The sequence below is a fragment of the Mesorhizobium sp. LSHC412B00 genome (assembly GCF_000503035.1).
Classification (GTDB): domain Bacteria; phylum Pseudomonadota; class Alphaproteobacteria; order Rhizobiales; family Rhizobiaceae; genus Mesorhizobium.
This window is the reverse complement of record NZ_AYWB01000008.1, coordinates 140,255-158,871: the sequence shown is the minus strand read 5'-3', so window position 1 is coordinate 158,871 and position 18,617 is coordinate 140,255. Positions and strand designations below refer to the sequence as shown.

Sequence of the window (18,617 nt, the reverse complement as noted above, 5' to 3'; positions counted from 1 at the left end):
GTCTGAAACAAGCGCAATAGCGCCCTTCCGGCTCACTGTCGATTGCTTTGTGGCCTGATTTTGATAGGGAGGGCGAGACCCCAATGTCGCCCGGAGAACCAGATCCCCATGACGCCAGGAATTCGACCGCTCGTTGCCGGCAACTGGAAAATGAACGGCACCAGCGCTTCGCTGAACGAGCTCAGGATGATCGGCAACGGCTTCATGAGCGGGCTCGACGCAGAGACCGAAGCATTGGTCTGCGTGCCGGCGACCTTACTGTCGCGCGCCGTCGAAATCCTGTCGCGCACGCCGGTGCGGGCCGGTGGCGAGGACTGCCACATCAAGGAAAGCGGCGCCTTCACCGGCTGCGTCTCAGCCGAGATGCTGAAGGATGCGGGCGCCAGCCACGTCATTGTCGGCCATTCCGAGTGCCGCGAACAGCGCAGCGAGGACGATGCCATCGTCCTCGCCAAGGCCTCGGCGGCGTGGCGGGCAGGGCTCGTCGCCATCATCTGCATCGGCGAGACCAAGGCCGAGCGCGAAGCGGGCACAGCACTCGACGTGTTATCGCGCCAGGTCGCCGGCTCGGTGCCACCGAGCGCAACGCCCGCCAACACCGTTATCGCCTACGAGCCGGTATGGGCTATCGGCACCGGCCTGACGCCGACCGCCGAAGACGTGGCGGAGGCGCACGCGCATATCCGCCAAAAACTGGCGGAAGCGCTCGGCGCAGCCGTGGCCGGCAAGATGCGCATCCTCTATGGCGGCTCGGTCAAGGCGTCCAACGCTGTCGAACTGCTAGGCGTCAAAAACGTCGATGGCGCGCTGGTTGGCGGCGCCAGCCTGAAGGCGTCCGACTTTCTCGCCATCGCCGAGGCATACCAGAATATCTCGTAGGCCCCGGAATTTCGTTGCCGACCAGTTCGGTCATAGACTTATGAACGCAGCAGTTCGGCGGAAATCGTTGCAAAGGGCGCATTGCTTCCCATATTCCGGCCACGGGCTTGGAAATGCCGTTAAAGCATTGTATGGAGCCGCCTCCAAATCACCGGCCCTGATCGCCAGGGAGCGGCAGGGCTTGCCAGGATAAAATATGGAAACCGTACTGATCGTCATCCACCTCATGGTCGTGCTCGCCCTTGTCGGCGTGGTGCTGCTGCAACGCTCCGAAGGCGGTGGTCTCGGCATTGGCGGCGGTTCCGGTTTCATGACCGCGCGTGGCGCCGCCAATGCGCTGACGCGGGCGACGGCGATCCTGGCCGCGGCCTTCTTCGTGACGTCGCTGACACTCTCGATCGTTGCCCGCTATGGCGAAAAACCGATCGACATTCTCGACCGCGTGCCGGCCGACAGCGGCAACGGCGTGCTCAATCAGTTGCCCGGCACGACGGCGCCGACGCCGCCTTCGGGCAACACCGCACCGGCCGCGCCCGCGGCCAACGGCGCCGCCACCACGCCGCCCGCCACCACGGCCCCGGCGACGGCTCCATCTCCGGCGACGCCACCTGCAACCGATTCGGCTACGCCGCCGGCTACCAATGGCGTTACCTTGCCGGTGACACCGCAGGTTCCGAACCAGTAGTCGGTAGCGTCAGATGCCGCGATCTGTTGTTGTTTCAACACAGTCGCGGCAAATGGCACACGATCACGAAGATTCGACCGCACCCCGTGCTTGAGGCCCGTACGCCACTTCGATTATAGATTGCCGGCGGCACTTTCTGCGCCCTTGGGGGGCGCCGGGCGACGCCGTGGGCAACAAGCATTGAACGATCGGATCTTCGCCATGCAGCTTCGCAGCTTCATTTTCATGGGGTTTTGTGCCGTATTCGGCATGAGCTCCGCGGTCTTCGCCGGCACTCCGGCAATGACCTCACCGCAGGCGGTTGGCAAAACCGCTGTCATCAACGTCGCCGCCAAGAGCGATGCGACGCAGCTGAAGCTTCTCAAGAAGAAGAAAAACCCGAGCCCGGATGATCTGGCTCAGATCAGCAAGCTCGAAGACAAGATCGCCGCCGACAGGGATCTCGCCCGCGTCAAGGCGCTCGAGGCCCGCAAGCTGGCGATGCGCGATGCGGCGAAAGCCAGGGCCGATGCCCAGCGCCAGGCGTTCCTGGCAAGCAAGGGCAAGCCGGTCGTGGTTGCCGACGCCAAGCCAGGCAAGAAGACCACCAAGATCATCGCTCCGGTTGACCCGATCGCGCCGATCGAGCCGATCGAATCGGCTGAACCGCTTCCGGCCGAAGCGATGAATATCGCGCTGACCGGCAACAATGGCGAATTGCGCAGCGAGGCCCCGGGCCAGAAGCCGACGAGCGGCGGACTGTTCGCCGGCCTGTTCGGCGGCACGTCCTCTGCCTCGTCGATTGCCTATCTCCCCGAAACGCGCGCGCTCGACCAGGCTCTCGCCAAGCGGCAAGCCAAGAAGCAGTTCAAGGTGAAGCCGGAATTCGTGCCGCAGGACGTCGAATTCAGCGGCTATGAGCCGGGTACGATCGTCATCGATACCAGCGCGCGCCGCCTCTACCTCGTCGAATCGGCTTTCACCGCCCGCCGCTATGCGATCGCGGTCGGCCGCGAAGGCCTGCAGTTCAAGGGCAAGGTTGCCGTTGGCGACAAGCAGGAATGGCCGCGCTGGATCCCGACGCTCGACATGCAGAAGCGCGAACCCAAGCATTATGGCCAGTACAAGGACGGAATGCCCGGCGGCGGCCAGAACCCGCTCGGCGCCCGCGCCATCTATCTCTACGACGGCAAGAAGGACACGCATCTGCGCATCCACGGCACCATCGCGCCGCAGTCGATCGGAACCAGCGCCTCCAATGGCTGCTTCCGCATGATCAACGAGCACGTCATGGACCTCTACAGCCGCGTCAGGGTCGGCACCAAGGTCGTCATCATCTGACGCTTTCACAAACCTGCCGAAAGGGCCGGCTTTTGCCGGCCCTTTTGTTTTGACCAAAACACCAGTCTCGAACCTCGGGACTATCGCGCCTTCTCTGGAAAAAGCCTCAGCGGCGGTTTTTTCTCTGGCGGAATCAATTCGGCCGCGTTAAGCGATGACTCCCATGGCGCGATATGTATTCATCACAGGCGGCGTGGTTTCCTCACTTGGAAAAGGCATCGCTGCAGCGGCCCTTGGGGCTCTCTTGCAGGCGCGAGGCTATCGCGCACGCATCAAAAAGCTCGATCCCTATCTCAATGTCGATCCCGGAACGATGTCGCCTTACCAGCATGGCGAGGTTTTCGTCACCGATGACGGCGCCGAGACCGATCTCGATCTTGGCCATTACGAGCGCTTCACCGGCCGCTCGGCCAACCAGCAGGACAACATCACCACCGGCCGCATCTACAAGAACATCATCGAGCGCGAACGGCGCGGCGACTATCTCGGCGCCACCGTGCAGGTCATTCCGCATGTCACCGACGAGATCAAGAATTTCGTGCTCGACGGCAATGACGACTATGATTTCGTGCTGTGCGAGATCGGCGGCACGGTTGGCGATATCGAGGCGATGCCGTTTCTCGAGGCGATCCGCCAGCTCGGCAACGATCTGCCGCGCAACAACGCCGTCTATGTCCACCTGACCTTGATGCCTTACATCCCGACGGCCGGCGAGTTGAAGACCAAGCCGACCCAGCATTCGGTCAAGGAACTGCGCGGCATCGGCATCGCGCCCGATATCCTGCTGGTCCGCGCCGACCGCGCCATCCCCAAGGAAGAGCGCAGAAAACTGTCGCTGTTCTGCAATGTGCGCGAAAGTGCCGTCATCCAGGCGCTCGACGTGCCCCACATCTATGACGTGCCGATGGCTTACCACAAGGAAGGGCTCGATTCGGAAGTGCTGGCCGCCTTCGGTATCGATCCGGCGCCGAAGCCACGTATGGAGCCCTGGCAGGCCGTGTCCAACCGCATCCACAATCCGGAAGGCGAGGTGACGATTGCCATTGTCGGCAAATACACCGGCCTCAAGGATGCCTACAAATCGCTGATCGAGGCTTTGTCGCATGGCGGCATGGCCAACCGCGTCAAGGTCAAGCTCGACTGGATCGAGAGCGAGATTTTCGAGAAGGAAGACCCCACGCCGTGGCTGGAAAAGGTGCACGGCATCCTGGTGCCCGGCGGCTTCGGCGAGCGCGGCTCGGAAGGCAAGATCCTGGCGGCGAAATTCGCCCGCGAGCGCAAGGTGCCGTATTTCGGCATCTGCTTCGGCATGCAGATGGCCTGCATCGAGGCGGCGCGCTCGCTGGCCGGCGTCGAACACGCCTCGTCGACCGAATTCGGTCCGACCGACGAGCCGGTCGTCGGCCTGATGACCGAATGGCTGAAAGGCAACATGCTGGAGAAGCGCCGCGAAACCGGCGATCTCGGCGGCACCATGCGGCTTGGCGCCTATCAGGCTGAACTCGCCAAGGGTTCGAAGATCGCCGACATCTATGGCGACACCCAGATTTCCGAGCGCCATCGCCACCGCTACGAGGTCAATATCGACTACAAGGAGCGGCTGGAAGATTGCGGCCTGGTGTTTGCCGGCATGTCGCCCGACGGCGTGCTGCCGGAAACGGTCGAATACCCCGACCATCCCTGGTTCATCGGCGTCCAGTACCATCCGGAGCTGAAGAGCCGGCCGCTTGAGCCGCATCCCCTGTTCGCCAGCTTCATCTCGGCCGCGGTGGACCAGTCGCGACTGGTCTAGGGCCACGGTGAGGTTTCGCAGCTGATGCAGACCTATGTTGCGCTGCTCTACAGCATTATCCTCGGCGAAGGCCGCCGGGTCGTCATGGCCGACCTCAAGGCGATGGCTGAACAGCTTGGGCTGAAGAACCCGCGCACCCTGGTGGCGACCGGCAATCTGGTCTTCGAGACACGGGCGACCGGCATCGCCAAGCTGGAACAGCGGCTGGAAACGGCCTTCGAAAAAACCTTCGGCCGCAACGTCGTCATCATCGTGCGCACTGCCGAGGATTGGCTGAAACTTGCCGCCGGCAACCCATTCCCGGCCGACTCTGCCGAGGCAGGCGATCAGGTGGCTGTGCGGGTGATGCGCAAGCCAGCGCCAGCGGATGGTGTGGCCGCGCTCCAGGCCTATGCCGCGGAGGACGAGAAGGTGGCTTCGGTCAACGTTGACATCTGGGTCGTCTTTTCGCGCGAGCGGCCAAGCTCGCGGCTGCTCGCTGCCATGAACCACAAGCGCATGGGCATCGGCACCGCACGCAACTGGAACACGGTGCGGAGGTTGGCTGAGATGGTAGGGAGTAGGGAGTAGGGAGTAGGGAGTAGGGAGTAGGGAGTAGGGAGTAGGGATTATACTATTCCCACTGACTACTGACTACTGACTACTCCCTATCTCTCATTTCACGCCTTTGCCGTCCTGGCCCCTGCGCCAAGGGCGGCGGTGCGAAGGACGTAGTAGATGACCCCTGCAATGCCGACACCGAAGAACCAGCCATAAACGCCCCACCATGCCGGCAGCAAGTTGGTGAAGTTCGGCAGGACCGAGGAAAAGATGGCGCCGATGCCGGCGGCTATGAAGGCGTTGACGTGCCAGCCGCCCTGGAAGCGGAACTCGCCATGTTCGCGGTACAGTGCCTCGACGTCGACCTCGCCCTTCCGGATCAGATAGTAGTCGACCATCATCACCCCGAAGATCGGCCCCATCGTCGCGCCGATGACGTTGACGAAAGATGCGGCACTGCCTTCCCACGGCGCGAAGGGATAGAGCACCAGCGCGATCACAGCTGCGATATAGCCGCCCTTCTTGAAGTCGATCTGCCGGGGAAAGACATTGGAGAAGTCGAAGGCCGGCGAGACGAAGTTTGCCACCACATTGATGCCGAGCGTCGCCACGGCAAAAGTCAGGGCTGCAAGCGCTGCCAGGAACCAGCTGTCGAATTTCGCCGAGATCTGGTCGGGATGCAGAAGCACTTCGCCATACACGTCGAAGGCAGCGATGGTGGTCACGCCGGCGACCAGCGAGAACAGGATGAGATTGATCGGCAGGCCCCAGATGTTGCCCTTGCGCAGCGATGCCTTGTCTGGGGCATAGCGGGCGAAATCGCAGAAATTGAGATAGAGCGCCGAGAAATAGGTGACCCAGATCGCCGCCACCGCAAACAGCGACGTCCAGGAGCCAGGGGTTCCGGGTACGCCGGCATCCTTTGTCTTGTCGAGCAGCACATCCATCGGGATGTCGCTGGTGAAGGCAAACCTCCCGGATTTTACACAGAGATAGATCGCCAGGATCAACATCATCACCCACACCGCCGGGCCGGCCCAATCCTGGAAGCGGCGCACCGTTTCCATGCCGTTCTGGATGATCAGCAATTGCAGTGCCCAGATGACCACAAAACAGATCACTTCCAGACCCGTATGGCCGAGGAAATGCGTGTTGGCGTTGAAATCGGCGAACCATTGCGAGCGGATCAGCAACGCCACGATCGCGCCCGATGCCGCCGCCGTCTGCGCGCCGTACCAGAAGCAGGCGACGATGGCGCGCACCAGGGCCGGAATGTTGGCGCCCCAGATGCCGAAGGAGGCGCGCGCCAGCACGGGGTAGGGCACGCCGGTCTTCACGCCGGCATAGCCGACCATGTTCATCAGCGCGTAGATGATCAGCGAACCGATGCCGATGGCGATGATGAAATTGACGAAGCCGCCGCAAAACAGGAACAGGCTTGCGGCGAGATAATAGCCCCAGAGGCTGTGGACGTCCGACGTCCAGACGTTGAAGATCGAGAACGGCCCCCAGTTTCGGACTTTGGCCGGAGCCAGATCCTCATTGTATAGATCAGGTGATGCGCCTTGTATGGTCACTGCGATGTCCTCCCCTTGATGCCGCACGCGCCCTCACGCGTCGACTGCGCAGGTTATGCCTTACGCAGGGGAACCGGCAAGCAATCCATTTGCCGGCTTTGGCCTTAAAGATATTCAATGAGAACAGCGCTTATCGATCGGCTTTTGGCGAAGGCCGGCGCAAACGCGGCGATCTTGATTCGACCCGCAGACGGCAGGGATCAGGACGCTTTGCGGTTGAGGGCCGGTGATGCGTCGAAATTGGCGGCAAGCCAAGCTATCGCGCAGGTGACATCATCGAGCCTGTATTGGGCCACGGTCGGCCCACGCGGCTTGACCCGGATCGAGATGCCGCCGGCCTCGTTGATCGCCTCGAAACCGTTTTCGTCGGCGGTGTCGTCGCCGAGAAAGACCGGCCGCCGTCCGGCAAAGGGCGGGATTGCCATGAAACGCCGCACGGCAGCGCCCTTGGCTGCTTCGAGCGGCATGAGTTCGACGCCGGCGTTGCCCGGGATAACCCGATAGCCCTTGGGAAGCTCGGTCAATGCCTGTTCGGCAAGATGCGTTGCCCTGGCCAGCAGATGCGGCGCCGCACGCGTATGGATGGCGAGGATCGGACCCTTGCGCTCGATATGAACAAGGCCGTCATCCAGTTCGGCCTCGATGGCGTCGGCAAGGGCAGCGATATCGGCGGGAGCATCGGCGGTAACGACCGGGCCGTCCGGCGTCAGCCGGTGTTCCAGCCCATAGAGACCGGCAACACGCAGCTTCAACGGATGAAACAGGCGGTCGGCGCCTTCGACCGAGCGGCCGGTGATAAAGGCGACAGCGCCGTCCAGCCGTTCATCGACGACGCCGAGGAGGTTGCGCAGTTCGTCGCTTACGGACACGGCGTCGGGGTGCGCCGCGTGCTCCAGCAACGTGCCGTCGATATCGAGGAAAAGCGCCCATTGTCCTTCCGGCAGGTCGGGTGCGGTTGGCAGGCCCGGTGCTTTCGACAGGCTATTCATGACGCCACCTTCCGCATGCGGTCGAACAGCGAGACGATGTTGGTGTCGGTGTTTGCGGGCCGCTCGGCGACACTTGTCGCTCTTTCGAGGTCGCCGCGTTTGCGCAGGCGCGCCGCATCGAGCAGCATGCTGCCGGCCCAGCGAAAGACATTGTTGTCGCGCACTATTTCGCGCATCGGGCGCATGCGCTCGCGTTGTTCGTCCGGTGACATGGTCAGCGCCTGCAGCAGCACCTGGCTCATCATCGCCGCGTCGTAAGGATTGACGATCAGTGCTTCCAGCAGTTCGCGCGACGCGCCGGCAAACGTGCTGAGCAACAGCACGCCCTGTTCGTCGTCACGCGCGGCGACGAATTCCTTGGCTACGAGGTTCATGCCGTCATGCAGGCTGGTGACCATGCAGATGTCGGCGGCGCGATAGATCTCATAGACCTGTTGCTGCGAATGGTGCTCAGCCACCATGACCACGGGCTTGTAGCCGTCATGACCGTAGCGCTGGTTGAGCTCGTTGGCATAACGCAGGCATTCATCGTGCAATTGCTGGTACGCCGGCAGCGTGCCGCGGCTTGGGGCAGCAATCTGCAGGAACACTACCTTGCCGATCCACTCGGGGTGGCGCGTAAACAATTCGTCCAGCGCATGGAAGCGGTCGAGGATGCCCTTGGTGTAGTCCAGGCGCTCGACGCCGACGCACAGCTTGACGTCCGCCGACAGGCCGAACCGCTCACGCAGGCGGGCGCGGCTTTCCTCGACCGGCGGCAGTTTGGCCAGGAGTTCGGCCGGCCATTCGATGGAGATGGGATAGGCGTGCACCAGGGTCGTCCGCCCGCCATACGAGATCGCGGCGTCGGCGCGCTCGATGCGGCTTTCCAGGAACCGGTCTACGCTTTCAGTGAAATTATTGGCATGAAACTGGGTGTGAAAGCCGATGATCGAGCTCCCGAGCAGTCCATCAAGAACGCGTTCGCGCCATGGGCAGATGCTGAACACTTCGGAGTTCGGCCACGGGATGTGCCAGAAGGTGATGATGATCGCCTCCGGCAGGCGCTCGCGGATCATGCGCGGCAGGAGCGCGAAATGGTAATCCTGAACCAGCACGATCGGCCGCTCATTGCGCGCCTCGGCAACCACCATATCGGCGAATTTGCGGTTGACGGCCTCATAGGCCTCCCAGTCCGAGGCACGGAAGACCGGCCGGGTGAAGGCGATATGGCAGAGCGGCCAAAGCCCTTCATTGGCAAAGCCGAGATAGTAGCCCTGATATTCGTCGTCGCTCAGCCACACGCGGCGCAGCGTATAGGACGGATTGTCCGGCGGCACCTGAACCCGATCGTTGCTATCGACCGTCAGACGATCCGCCGTTCCGCCGCCATAGGCGATCCAGGTGCCGCTGCAGGCGCGGGTGATAGGCTCAAGCGCCGACACCAGGCCGCTGGCCGGCACCAGAAGCTCGACGCCGTCGTCCTTGATGTTGTGGATATAGGGTTCCCGGTTCGAGACGACGATGACCTGCGCGTCCGGCAGGTCGTCGGCAAGTATCTTGCGCAAGGTGTCGGGCGACCAGTTCACCAGCGCCGCGTCGGGAGATTGTCCGTTCTTCTCGAACTCCCGCAAAACCTTGCGCGTCGCTTCCGATGCGACGTCCTCGCCGGCAGTCGGTGCAACCGTCAAGCTATGGCTACGACGTTGCCTGGAGATCGATAACAGAACGGCTAGAATCGAAAGGCCAAGGCTTGCAAGGATCAAGACCCAGAGCAGGGCCATGCCATAATCAGTCATTCCAATTCCAACTCAATTTTGGCCGTCAGGGCCTTTTTCTTCATGGTTCGATTTTGAGTGTTCGCAGCCGACGATCGCCCGTGAGAACCTGTGTTTTTTGCAACGCACAAACCCTGGGATCGGTTCCCGTTGAAAGCCGTTCCGATCATGTCCGCACGATCAGCGGAACCAGCCCCTCATGGCGGTCGGCGAGAAAGGCGACGACGCGGTCGCCGACGCGCTGAAAGGTAAGATCGACCCTCTTTTCGGCGACACCCAGATGCCTGAGCGTCAGCGTATCGATGCCGATCGGCAAACGGGGTCGAGTGACGTGGATTTCGCCGTTCCAGCCGTCGATTTCCAGACCGAGGCACGCCTGCATCAGCATGAAGGCCGAACCGGCGGACCAGGCTTGCGGCAGGCAGGCGACGGGGTAGGCGATCGGTGCTTCACCCGGCGAGCGGGTAAAGCCGCAGAACAGTTCCGGCAGCCGCATGTTGAAGTGCACGGCGGATTCGAACGTGCCGCTCATCAGCCGCACCACGCTGTCACGCTCGCCGAACCGCGCCAGGCCGGCGCCGCACATCGCCGTGTCGTGTGGCCAGATGGAACCGTTGTGGTACGACATCGGGTTGAACAGCACAGCATCGTCGGAAAGCGTTCGCACTCCCCAGCCGGAGTGGAAGGAAGCCGAAAGCAACTGGTCGGCGACCATCTTAGCCCGCGCCGGTTCGGGCAGGCCGACGTAGAGCAGGTGTCCGGCATTCGAGGTGCGCACCTTGCACGGCTCTCCGGCGCCGTCGATCGCCAGCGCATAGAACCCGAGATCGTCCAGCCAGAAATCACGCTCGACGGCGATCCGCATCTCTTCGGCGCGATTTTCCCAGTGCTCGGCCTGCGCGAACTCGCCCCGGCGGCGGGCGAGAGCGGCAAGGCCCCTGAAGGCGGCGAAGACATAACCCTGCACTTCGACCAGCGCGATCGGCCCCTTGGGGATGCGCCCGTCGGCGTGGAAGACGGAGTCGAAGCTGTCCTTCCAGCCCTGGTTCGCAAGGCCGGATTCGGCAGCGCGCTGATAGGTGACGAAGCCGGTTGCGCGGCTGGCCTCTTCCGTCCACTTGGCGGCGGCGCAGAGAGACGGCCACAGGCTGGCGATGAAGTCCATGTCGCCGGTGCGTTCGGCATAGGCGCAGGCGAGGTGGATGTAGAGCGGCGTGGTATCGACGCCGCCATAGTAGCGGCCGAAAGGCAGTTCCTGCAGCGCCACCATCTCGCCCTTGCGCGTCTCGTGCATGATCTTGCCGGGCTGCGAGTCGCTGAAAGGCGATGTCTCGGTCGCCTGGTGCTGGGCGAGGAAGGCAAGCACGCCGCGCGCCAGGCCGGGGTTGAGCCATAGCATCTGCAGCGCCGAGATGACGCCGTCACGGCCGAAGGCCGTCGAAAACCAGGGGATGCCGGCATAGGGGTAGGGGCCGGTCGACAGCTCGGTGGTCAGCAAGGCGACATCCGCGCGGGCGCGTTCGACCCAATCGTTGAAGACGCGGCCCGAACTGTGCACCGTCGCGCCATGGCGGCGCTTGGCCCGCATGCCGAAACGAGCGCGCGCCGCGGCCGCCCGAAAACGGTCGCGATCGGGCGTTTCGGTCAGTTCCGCGCCGACCTCGACGTAAAGCATCTTGCTGCTGCGTTTGGTCACTGCGATGAGGAAATCCGCGCGCTCGGCGCTCAACTGGTCCGGCGGCTGCGAGAACGAGATCGCCGACACCCGCGCCAGCCCGTCCAGTCCGTCATAGCGCAGCAGCACCGAGGCAGGCTCGATCTCCGCTGCATGCGCCATTCCGCGCTTCGGCCGGGTCGAACCGCGCACCTCGAACATGTCGCGGAAATCGGCGGCAAAATGCAGCGAGACGCGGATTGCCGAATGCTCCTGGCTGTAGTTGGAAAGGGTGATGCGCTCGAACAGCCGGTCCTGCCACAACAGCCTGACGCGCTCGATATGGATGGCGCCCTGCGGGATGTCGCGGCCACCGACGCTTTGCATCGGCAAATTGGTCATATTGCTGGTGAACAGCACATTGTCCTGGCTGAGCGAGGCGCCGAGCAGCGATGTCTGCCGGCCGCCGACGGTGAGCCTGAACTCCGACAGCACCCGGGTGTCGTCACGGAAGAAACCGTCGCCCGCACCCCTGATATCGCCGTAGGCATCGGCCACGGCAAAACAGTCGCCTTGCTTTAGGGCAAACAGCCGGTGCGGCTCGCGCGGCGCGGTTTCGTCCAGGGAGGCAAGGGCCACGGCAGGGTCGAGCTTGCGCTCGTCAAGTTCGGTCATCAGTCACAAATCTCTGTTTCGGGCTCGGAACGTCCGCCGTCGTTCACGACGCTTTCGATTCAGCCGGGGCGCCGATGAGACGCGCATAGGCAGTGAGATAGTCGCGCGCCATCCTGTTGGCGGAGAACCGACTTTCGAAGACGGCGCGCACCTTTCGCCGGTCGAGTTGCAGCAAGGCCGGCACCGCGGCGACCGCGGCGTCGAGAGAATCGACGACAAATCCGGTAACGCCATGGTCGATGACTTCCGGCAACGCACCGCAGTTCCAGCCGATGGTTGGCGTACCGCACGCCATCGCCTCGATCGCGGCAAGGCCGAACGGCTCGGGCCAGTCTATCGGAAACAGGAGACCAGCGGCATTGCCGAGGAATTCAGTCTTCTCACCCTCGGCGATCTCGCCGACATAGTCGATGCGGTCGCCATCGATCAAGGGCTCGATCGTCTCATGGAAATAGGCGCGATCATCGTCGCCGATCTTGGCCGCCAGCTTGAGCTTCATGCCCGACCGCAAGGCGATGTCGATGGCCCGGTCCGGCCGCTTGTCGCGCGAAAGCCGGCCGAGAAAGGCAAGGTATGGTTCGCCCGCCGCCGTCTCGAAGGTCGGCTGATAGAGACCCGTCGGCAGCCCGTGATGGATGGTGGCCAGCCAATTGGCATTCGCAAGCCCGGTCTTCTGGCTATGCGAGATCGAGATCAGCGGAAAGCGCGGAAAACGCTCATAGGCTGGCGCCAGATCGACATAATCGAGCCGGCCATGAGGCGTCGTCACCGTCTTGTCCGGCATGGTCTCGAAGAACGAGAAATGCAGGAAATGGCTGAGATGAAAATGAATGATATCAAAGTCGTGGGCTCGGTTCCTCACATCGGCAAGCATCGCAAGATGCGCCGCCGTGTCCGATTTCAGTGGACGCGGATCGAGGCGTAGCGCGCGTTCGCGACCTGGTATCAGTCTGGCCGACGTCCGGCTGTCGCCGCTGGCGAACAGCGTCACCTCATGGCCGAGTTCGACCAGACCTTCGGTCAGATAGGAAACGATGCGCTCGGTGCCGCCATAGAGAAGGGGTGGCACCGATTCGTGCAAAGGGGCGACATGGGCTATGCGCATGGTTTGAACGTGTCCCTCAAGGCAATCACGAGAGCGAAATGCATCAGCCGGCCTAACGTTCCGGACAAAAGCGGGCGTCGGCAACCCAAGCCCACCAGCGCAGATTTTTTTGCAATAAGCGGAACAAACGCGCCATCCGCGAATTTAGTAGGGTTGGTTCGCGCTGCGGCCGACCAGGGAGAGAACAAAATGGACCGCTTGCATTTCTTTACGCCCGTGCGCATTGCGCGCGGGCAGGGACACCCCGTCGAGGAAGTCGATAGCGTTGCCGAAGCGATGGTCTTTTTGCAGAAATGGCCATTGGGACGGCGTGGGCCTGTGTATCAGTGCGCCGTGAATTGCTGCTCCGCGGCCCTGTCGGGCAGAATGTCGGCCGAAGCAGCCAGGAAGGCGTTTACGGGCTTTGCCCGCATCACCCGGCTGCTCGATGATGACATGGCCCTGCCGATGGGCGGCGAAAGCATGGCGGAAGTCCACGCGCTGAGGCGCTAGGCGCCGGTCCAGCCATTTGGCTATTGAACACTCGGGCTTTGGCGGCGCGGGCATCATCTTTTTCGCACCGGAGTATTCCGGCGCGGCCCTTCACCTCATGGGCCACACTGTGCTTTCATGCGGCGTTTCGCATGACCGGTGGGTGACGACCATCGACGGGCGGTCCGAACGTGGAGGGTAGACAATGCCGAAACTGATCCTGGGAACACTCGGCGCTATCGTCATCGCCCTCATCTGGGCGGTCTTTGCCAGTTTGATGGGCGCGCCATCGATCGTGATCACGGTCGGCGCGGTCGCCATTGGGGCCGGCGTCTACACCTACGTCGACCGACGCTCGACTTGACGCGTCCCCGGTCTGCCGCGCGCTCGACCAATTGCACGCCGGTGTTTGACGAGCGCGGCAGCCGCGGCGGGCATTCTTCAAAGATGAGCTTGCTGGCCGCATAGAGAGCCAAGGCGCAGACAGGGCGCCACACGTCGGACCGGGCTCCGCGAGAACTTGGGAGAGATCGTCAAAGATCTTTCAATCCGGCCAATGTAGATCGAAACGGCGAATCTGTGGATTTCCGGTGGAACATCGTCGCCTTGAAACACTTCGGGCGTTGCACTGCCCCATCAGTGCACGTTCCCTTGTTCTGTTGGAACCGGCCGGCTGCCGAAAGGTGGCCGGCTTTTTTGTATATTAGCGGAACCTGAAATTACGGGGCTTGTTCTGGATGCGGCAGCGAGCCCCTCGCTGCTGGTCGAGGGCCGTAACCCTTGGCCGGGCCCGCATCGCTCCGCCAGTGGTGCGGGCCCACGGCCTCCGGTTTTTCCGGGCGTCTGGACTCGCCGATCCTTACCCTGGTCCGGCTAATGCATGTCACTCAAAAAATGGCTCAGTTGTGAGACAACGACATGCACACGCGGCGCGCTTTAGCACAATCATTCACAAAGCCGTGGGTTCAACTGTTGCTACCCTTCTTGGCTGGATTGTGCGAATGATGACTGTCCTTTTCACCACCACCCCCTGAAACTCGGCTTTTGGATCGACGGTCTTCATCCGCCGGGGGTTTGTTGACCTGCAGGGGTTTTCTGGCGTTCTCGTGCGATGCGCCTGGCCCGCCCTGCCGGATCGTGTTCGGGTGTTTCTTCGATGTGGACATGATCACCGATCCTGCTGACGGCCCTGATGAGTGGTGTTGACCTTGGTGTTGGCTTGCTGCCCTTGGCGCTCCGGATCCGGCGCTCCGTGAGTGCCGTGCTGGGCATCATCGTGGCTAATCTGTCGCCCTTCTCCTCGACCCTTCTGGCTCTGGTTCTCAGGCGGCACGGGCGGCATTTTGCTCGACATCTGCATCTCCTTGGGTTGGTCTCGTGACTCCAAACCGTGATCGTGGGGGGAAGTTCCGTCTGCTTCATCAGCACCTGTGCTTTTCGGTGCCGACGGTGACTCCCAACAGCGGCCCGCGTTGCTGGTCGAGGACAGGCAATCTCTGGGCGGGCCGCGTCGCCCGCCAGTGGTGCGGGCCTGCAATATAAATCCTAAGCTAGTTTATTGCGAGCTTCCGGCGACTTGCGTAGCGGGCCACAGTGGCTTTCAGGAGAGCAGTGTGTTGTATCCGGTCGATTTGGAGCGACCGAAATACAGTGCTTGACCACGTTGCTGACATGATCGGTGACGAGCGCGGTGTCGCGCCTGGATCGCGGCAGCAGCCTCTGGTCCGATCTGCCCGCAGCTGGTGGCAGCTAAAACGACGTCAAAAGACCTAAGTCTCTTTGATCGCCCTCGCTGCTCGCACGAGCGATGACCAGTCAGCTCCCATGGCTGCGACAAGGTCTCGAGCATCTTCGTCTGATATTCCGGTACGGTCTACGAGCTTCCGTGCCAGCAATTCGAATGCCAATTCTATGATCGTCACAGCTCAGCCCTTACGAGAGTGCCCGTGATGATAGCTTGCAACTGGGTCTTCCGCATTTGCACATGTTAAGCGACCATCACGAATGTCTCATGTACCGCAGAATGTCTGCAGGACGCGCTCATCCGGGCGTGGCGGCTCAGCAAAGCGTTCCATTCCCGGCTGCTCATCGAAGGGACGGCTGACGACCGCCAGGATCTCCTCGAACGGTCTGAAGTCGCCGCCCAACGCCGCCTGGATCATCGCCTCGATGCGATGATTGCGGGGGATGAATTTGGGATTGACCGATTGCATGGCAGAACGGCGCGTGGCCGTGTCGGCTGCTTCGCCTGCAATGCGCTGGCGCCACCGCGCCGACCAGGCATCGAATGAGCCTGGATCCTTAAACAACTGCCGCGCCGTGCCTTGGCCGTCCGCAGCGTCGAGGTCATCGCCCAGGCGCCGAAAGCCGAGCGTAAAGTCCGCTTCGCCGTGAGCCAGCACGTCCAGAAAGTCGGCAGCGAGTTGCAAGTCGCCTTCCGCTTCGGTCAGCAGTCCGAGTTTTCTGCGGAAGCCGCGCTGCAACACAGCCTCATAGGAGGCCTGGAACGACCTCAGCACCTCTTCCGCTTCAGACACTGCTTCATTCTCGTCCGTGCTCATGAGCGGCAGCAGGGTCTCGGCAAAGCGCGCAAGGTTCCATGTGGCGACACGAGGCTGGTTGGCATAGGCATAGCGACCGGCGCGGTCTATCGAACTGAACACCGCGCTGGGGTCGTAAGCGTCCATGAAGGCGCATGGGCCATAGTCGATCGTCTCGCCCGAGATCGACATGTTGTCGGTGTTCATGACGCCATGGATGAAGCCGACCAGCATCCAGCGCGCCACCAGGTCCGCCTGTGCGGCGACAACGGCCTCCAGCAAAGCCCGGTACGGCCGTGCTTCCCCCGCCAGCTGTGGGAAGTGACGCTGAATGGCATAGTCGGCCAGTATCTTGAGCGCCTCGGTGTCGTGGCGCGCGGCGAAATATTGGAACGTGCCGATCCTGATATGGCTTGCCGCCACCCGTGTCAGGACGGCGCCGGGCAGCCGGACCTCGCGATAGACCGGGTCGCCGGTGAGCACCGCCGCAAGGCTTCGCGTCGTCGGAATGCCGAGCGCCGCCATCGCTTCGCTGACGACATATTCGCGCAGGACAGGGCCGAGTGCGGCGCGGCCGTCACCGTTGCGCGAGAACCGCGTTGGTCCCGATCCTTTCAGCTGGATGTCACGGCGAACGCCGTTGACGTCCACCACTTCGCCAAGCAGCAGGGCGCGCCCGTCGCCAAGCTGAGGCACGAAGTTTCCGAACTGGTGGCCCGCATAGGCCAGGGCGATTGCTTGCAACCCTTCCGGAAATCTGTTGCCGGCAAGCATCGCCACTCCATCCGGGCTGGTAAGCTGGTCGGCATCGAGCCGGAGTTCCTCCGCGAGGTGCCGGTTGAACCGGATCAGCCGCGGTTCGGACACCGGCTTCGGATCTGTTTGCGCGAAGAAGCGCTCCGGCAATTGCGCATAGCTGTTGCTCAGGGCGGGAAGCCCCGTCTGAATGACCGGGGGTTGTTCAGCAGTCGCAGGTGACGTCATGACGAGCTGTCTCTGAAGAGGAGGGGTTCAACAGATCCCGTTTCGAGGAGCCTGTGTTCATTTGTTCATATAGGGACGCAACGTCGTTGGTGCCATCCGGATCCATCAGGCCGGCACCGGATACAAGCTGGGAACCACCCGCCTCAACTATCGAGGTTCGGGCTGCCGTGGGACGACGGGCCGTGGCGGAATCCAGAGCTGACCCCCGCATCGCCACTGTCTCCGAACTGAGCACCCGGCAATCTAGTCAGTGCGGGCGTGCAATGCCGGGGCGGCGTCTGCCTTGGTTGGCAGCGGCTCTCTCGGGGCCGCTCCCGGCGATGATTTCGAACCCGGTTCGACTCGCTCCTCGGCGATGAGCCGGGCGCCACGCTCATAGGTCAGGTAGCGCCAGAGCCACTGGATCGAGACCTGAACGCGGTGCTGAAAACCAACGAGCAGGTAGACATGGATGAGCGCCCAGGCAGACCAGGCGAACCAGCCTTTCAGTTTCAGCCTACCCGATTCGAACACGGCAGCGTGGCGGCCGACAATGGCCGTGTTGCCTCGATTGCTGAAGACAAAAGCGGGCAGCGTATCGCCAGCATCTATCCGGCGTGCCAGTGCCTTGCCGAGGTGCTCGCCCTGCTGCTTGGCGACCTGGGCAAGACCCGGCAATGGCTGGCCGTTCCCATCGAGGACCAGTGCGACGTCGCCAAGCGCGAAGACATCGGGATGGCCGACGACCTGCAGGTCGGATTCGACCTTCACCCGACCGCCGCGGTCGAGCCCGACACCAAGCTGGGCGACCAGCGGAGAAGCCGCCACCCCGGCGGCCCAGAGCGTCAAGGCCACCGGGATCACCTGGCCGCCGACGGTGATCTGATGCGCTTCTATCGCCTCGACCCGGTTGCCGAGCGCGACCTCGACGCCCAGGCTTTCAAGGCGCAGACGTGCATATCTGGAAAGCTCCGGGGCGAATCCGGCGAGCAGACGCTCGCCGGCTTCTACCAGTATGATCCTTGTCTTCTCGGGCCGGATGTTGCGGAAGTCGCGCGCCAGTGTGTGCCGGCTGAGTTCGGCGATCGAGCCCGCCAGTTCGACACCGGTCGGGCCGCCGCCGATAATGGCGATCGTCATCAGCCGGGATTGCTCGACTGGATCGGTGGTCCGTTCCGCGTGCTCGAACGATAGCAGCAGCCGTGACCGGATCGTGCGCGCGTCCTCGATGGTCTTCAAGCCGGGACAAACCCGAGCCCAGCTCTCCTGGCCGAAATAGAATGGCTGCGAACCGGTGGCCAAGACCAGGATGTCGTAGGGGACCGTGGTCCCATCGGCCAGCACCAGTATCCTGGCTTCGGTGACGATCTCGGTGACATCGCCGAAGAGAACCTGAACCGAGGGATAGCGGCCCAGGATCTTGCGGATTGGCTCGGCGATGTCAGGCGCCGACAAGGCGGCGGTTGCAACCTGATAGAGCAAGGGCTGGAACAGGTGGTGATTGTGGCGGTCGATGATCGTCACCCCGATTTCCGCCTTGCCGAGCGCCTTGGCAACCTCCAGACCGGCAAAGCCTCCGCCGACCACGACGATGCGCGGTGTCAGGCTCCGGCCGTGGCTGCTCTCGGTGGCGAACTGCATGCTTGATACTCCCCTATCCCTGTCCGGAA

Annotated in this window: 16 protein-coding genes; 7 read left to right on the top strand and 9 right to left on the bottom strand. The window is 62.6% G+C overall.

Annotated features, from left to right (window positions below; genetic code table 11):
• Positions 1 to 108: 108 nt before the first annotated feature.
• The 5 genes from tpiA to X757_RS148080 all read left to right on the top strand — a co-directional run bounded on the left by tpiA (position 109) and on the right by X757_RS148080 (position 5,246).
• Positions 109 to 879 (top strand): triose-phosphate isomerase, encoded by a 771-nt coding sequence (gene tpiA / locus X757_RS148060; RefSeq protein WP_023688559.1) that lies wholly within the window; start codon positions 109 to 111, stop codon positions 877 to 879.
• Positions 880 to 1,075: 196 nt separating this feature from the next.
• Positions 1,076 to 1,564: a preprotein translocase subunit SecG gene (gene secG, locus X757_RS148065; protein ID WP_023693455.1), complete on the top strand. Its 489-nt coding sequence runs from the start codon at positions 1,076 to 1,078 to the stop codon at positions 1,562 to 1,564.
• 201 nt (positions 1,565 to 1,765) lie between these two features.
• Positions 1,766 to 2,884: a L,D-transpeptidase gene (locus tag X757_RS148070; protein WP_023693456.1), complete on the top strand. Its 1,119-nt coding sequence runs from the start codon at positions 1,766 to 1,768 to the stop codon at positions 2,882 to 2,884.
• 154 nt (positions 2,885 to 3,038) lie between these two features.
• Positions 3,039 to 4,676, top strand: a complete 1,638-nt coding sequence (locus X757_RS148075; RefSeq protein WP_081725397.1) for a CTP synthase — start codon at positions 3,039 to 3,041, stop codon at positions 4,674 to 4,676.
• Positions 4,677 to 4,700: 24 nt separating this feature from the next.
• The gene (locus X757_RS148080; RefSeq protein ID WP_023726637.1) at positions 4,701 to 5,246 is read left to right on the top strand and encodes a DUF1697 domain-containing protein; all 546 of its coding nucleotides are present in this window, start codon (positions 4,701 to 4,703) and stop codon (positions 5,244 to 5,246) included.
• 89 nt (positions 5,247 to 5,335) lie between these two features.
• Here the strand turns inward: X757_RS148080 and X757_RS148085 are convergent, their stop codons facing one another.
• The 5 genes from X757_RS148085 to X757_RS148105 form a co-directional block, all read right to left on the bottom strand.
• Positions 5,336 to 6,793, bottom strand: a complete 1,458-nt coding sequence (locus tag X757_RS148085; RefSeq protein WP_023710457.1) for an NCS1 family nucleobase:cation symporter-1 — start codon at positions 6,791 to 6,793, stop codon at positions 5,336 to 5,338.
• 200 nt (positions 6,794 to 6,993) lie between these two features.
• Complete coding sequence (gene otsB / locus X757_RS148090; RefSeq protein ID WP_023672690.1) at positions 6,994 to 7,782, bottom strand: trehalose-phosphatase; 789 nt, start codon at positions 7,780 to 7,782, stop codon at positions 6,994 to 6,996.
• The gene (locus tag X757_RS148095) at positions 7,779 to 9,560 is read right to left on the bottom strand and encodes a trehalose-6-phosphate synthase (protein ID WP_023682445.1); all 1,782 of its coding nucleotides are present in this window, start codon (positions 9,558 to 9,560) and stop codon (positions 7,779 to 7,781) included. The genes otsB and X757_RS148095 overlap by 4 nt, the downstream gene beginning before the upstream one ends.
• Positions 9,561 to 9,705: 145 nt before the next feature.
• The gene (locus X757_RS148100; protein ID WP_023682446.1) at positions 9,706 to 11,868 is read right to left on the bottom strand and encodes an amylo-alpha-1,6-glucosidase; all 2,163 of its coding nucleotides are present in this window, start codon (positions 11,866 to 11,868) and stop codon (positions 9,706 to 9,708) included.
• Positions 11,869 to 11,911: 43 nt separating this feature from the next.
• Positions 11,912 to 12,973, bottom strand: coding sequence for a glycosyltransferase family 4 protein (locus tag X757_RS148105; protein ID WP_023726636.1), 1,062 nt, complete (start codon positions 12,971 to 12,973; stop codon positions 11,912 to 11,914).
• Between X757_RS148105 and X757_RS1000000169730 the strand changes: the two genes are divergently transcribed.
• Both X757_RS1000000169730 and X757_RS1000000168010 read left to right on the top strand, forming a co-directional pair.
• Entirely contained in the window at positions 12,959 to 13,465 is a 507-nt protein-coding gene (locus X757_RS1000000169730) for a DUF982 domain-containing protein (RefSeq protein ID WP_373432840.1), read from the top strand. The genes X757_RS148105 and X757_RS1000000169730 overlap by 15 nt on opposite strands.
• A gap of 184 nt (positions 13,466 to 13,649) precedes the next feature.
• Positions 13,650 to 13,808 carry a hypothetical protein gene (locus X757_RS1000000168010; protein ID WP_023696179.1) on the top strand — a complete coding sequence of 53 codons (159 nt, stop codon included), beginning with the start codon at positions 13,650 to 13,652 and terminating at the stop codon, positions 13,806 to 13,808.
• 601 nt (positions 13,809 to 14,409) lie between these two features.
• Here the strand turns inward: X757_RS1000000168010 and X757_RS1000000168995 are convergent.
• The 4 genes from X757_RS1000000168995 to X757_RS148125 form a co-directional block, all read right to left on the bottom strand.
• Complete coding sequence (locus X757_RS1000000168995; RefSeq protein WP_081725396.1) at positions 14,410 to 14,610, bottom strand: hypothetical protein; 201 nt, start codon at positions 14,608 to 14,610, stop codon at positions 14,410 to 14,412.
• A gap of 2 nt (positions 14,611 to 14,612) precedes the next feature.
• Positions 14,613 to 14,798: a hypothetical protein gene (locus X757_RS148115; protein ID WP_023682450.1), complete on the bottom strand. Its 186-nt coding sequence runs from the start codon at positions 14,796 to 14,798 to the stop codon at positions 14,613 to 14,615.
• A gap of 655 nt (positions 14,799 to 15,453) precedes the next feature.
• Positions 15,454 to 16,968: a YdiU family protein gene (locus X757_RS148120; protein WP_023726635.1), complete on the bottom strand. Its 1,515-nt coding sequence runs from the start codon at positions 16,966 to 16,968 to the stop codon at positions 15,454 to 15,456.
• A gap of 243 nt (positions 16,969 to 17,211) precedes the next feature.
• Positions 17,212 to 18,588: an NAD(P)/FAD-dependent oxidoreductase gene (locus X757_RS148125; protein WP_023672682.1), complete on the bottom strand. Its 1,377-nt coding sequence runs from the start codon at positions 18,586 to 18,588 to the stop codon at positions 17,212 to 17,214.
• Positions 18,589 to 18,617: the final 29 nt, after the last annotated feature.